This is a genomic window from Roseomonas genomospecies 6 (assembly GCF_008365375.1).
Taxonomy (GTDB): Bacteria; Pseudomonadota; Alphaproteobacteria; order Azospirillales; family Azospirillaceae; genus Azospirillum.
Map to the genome: position 1 here is coordinate 1 of NZ_QOKW01000072.1, position 2420 is coordinate 2420.

A 2420-nucleotide genomic window follows, 5' to 3' on the forward strand; every position below is an offset into this window, starting at 1 on the left:
GTAGGCGCCGCTGTCGGGGTCGTCGAGGACGATCGCGCCGTCCGCGTCCAGCCGCGCCGCCGTCTTGATCGCGTCCTCACCGAACGTCGCCGTCCCGCTCAGACCCGTGATCCGGGGCTGGTCGTTGATGGGTGTGATCGTGATGGTGGCGACCGCGTCGGTGGTGTTGGTCTGGGGGGCCAGCGTGCCGTTGGCGCCGTCGTCGGTGACGCGCACCGTGATGGTACGGGTCGTGTTGGCGCCGCCGTTGGTCGGGTCGTCGTTGGTGTCGGTGTAGGTCAGGCCCTTCAGCAGCGTCTCGAACACCGCGAAGGTCGCGGCGGTCGCCGGAGCCGTGGGGGTGACGGTCAGGGTGGTCGTGTCGCCGTCCACCACCGCCACCGCGATGGTCAGCGACACGCCGCCGGCGGTGACGCTGTACGTGCCGGCGGAGCCCAGGCCGATGCTCGAGCCGCCGTAGGCGATGACCTCCTCGTTGCCGTGCACCAGCCCGTCCACCGTCAGCACCATCTGGCGGAGCTTGGTGTCGTCCCGGTCGGTCAACAGGGTGGTGCCGCTGGCGAAGGCCACCGGCGTGGTGGCCGCGTTCGCCGCCTCCGTCAAGGTGGTGGAGCTGTTGAGGCCGGTCACGCCGCTGCCGTTCAGGTCCACGACCGGGCGGTCGTTCGTGGCGACCACCGTCACGACCGTCCTCGGGCTGTTGCTGGCGAGCTGGTTCGTGCCCCCGGCGTCGTTGGAGCCGGCGTCGGTCGCCTGCACCGTGAAGCTGCGGGTGCCACCGACGGTCGGCGTGTTGGAGGTGTTGCGGTAGGTGATGCCGGACAGCAGCGTGTTGGCCTCGGCAACCGTGAACAGGCCGCCACCGCTGCGGGTCACCGTGATGGTGCCGCCGTTGTTGGTCATGGTGACGGTGAGGCTCGTGCCGCCCACGGTCGCGGTGCCGGACCCGTTTGCGTTCAGCGCGTAGTCGGTGCCGCCGATCTTCACGATCTCGCTGGCGCCGTCGGTCACGCCGGTGACGGTGATCACCACCCGCGTCAGCTTGGCGCTGTCCACATCGCTGATCGGGTTGGACGGGAACAGGGCGACGGCGTTGGCGCCGCTGTCGGCGCCCTCCTGCTCGGTGAAGGTGACGGCGTGGTCGAAGACCCCGTTGCCGGCCGTTCCGTCCAGGTCCACAACCGGCGCGTCGTCGGTGCCGTGGATGGTGACGGTCAGCGTGCTGGTCTGAGCCGCACCGGCCGCGTTGGCTCCGGTGGTGGTCAGGAAGTCGTCCACCGTCAGGGTGAAGACCTCCGTGCGCGTCTGCCCGGTGCGCATGTCCTGCACCGCGGCGTTGTTCAGCGCGTAGCTGTAGGTGCCGTCACGCCGGATGGTCAGCGTGCCGTAGGCGCCGGCGATGGTGGCGTCCACGTCATTCGCGGTATCCACGGCGACCGCCGGCTGGGCGCCGAACTGCACCTGGGAGACCCGCAGGATCTGCCCCTCGTCCACCTCCGTGTCGTTCGTCAGGGCGTTGCCGGTGGCGGTGAGGGTGGTGTCCTCGGTCACCGACGCGCTGTCGTTCTGGAGGCGCGGGTTGTCCTCCGCCGAGGCGACGGTCAGCGCGATGGTGCCCGCGCGGGTGGCCGCCGTAGCGCTGCCGTCCTTGCTGCTGGCCGTCACGGTGAGGGTGAGCGGGGAGGTCACCCCGCTGCTGCTGCCGCCCTGGGTGTTCCAGTCCGCGGGCAGGCGCAGCCAGATCGTGTTGGTCGCGCCATCGCCGATGGACCCGGCGCTGATCGAGGCGCCGCCCGCGATCAAGGTGCCATCCGTGGAACCGGACGGCTGCGTGCCGCCGAGTTGGAACCGCGCGCCGTTCGGCAGGCCGGCGATGGTGTAGCTCAGGGTCTCGGACCCGTCGGCGTCGGTCTCGGACAGCACCAGCGGCACCGAGAACCAAACATCCTCCGTTCCCGTCACCGCCACCGCGGCGGACGGATTGAGCGTGCCGTTGATGGTCAGGTTCGGGATGTCGGAGACCGGGTTGACGGTGATCGTCTTGGTCGCCGTGTTGCTCAGCGCGCCCGTGCCGCCGTTTCCACCGTCGTTGACCGTCAGGGTCAGCGTGTCGGTCCCGCTGTAATCCCGCGCCGGCGCGTAGGTCAGCCGCTGCAAGGCCGCGTTGACGTCGGCCAGCGTCCCGCTCAGCGTCAGCGTCGCCACACTGTTGGAACCGGTCAGCGTGCCGGTGGCGCCGCCCAGCGTCAGCGTGCCGTGCGCCACGCCCACCGTCACGCTCACCGTCGCGTTGGCCACCCCGCCGAACGGCACGTCCAGACCGTCGCTCACCGACAGGCCCGTGCCCAGCGCCAGCGATCCGTCCTCGTCCACCGCATAGGTCCCGGTGATCGCCGCCGCCGGCGTGTCGTTGACCGGCG

General features: G+C 70.6%; 1 protein-coding gene. It reads right to left on the reverse strand.

The window, feature by feature from the left end:
• The coding region (locus tag DS843_RS30770; protein WP_149472608.1) for a beta strand repeat-containing protein at positions 1-2420 on the reverse strand (2420 nt) is incomplete at both ends.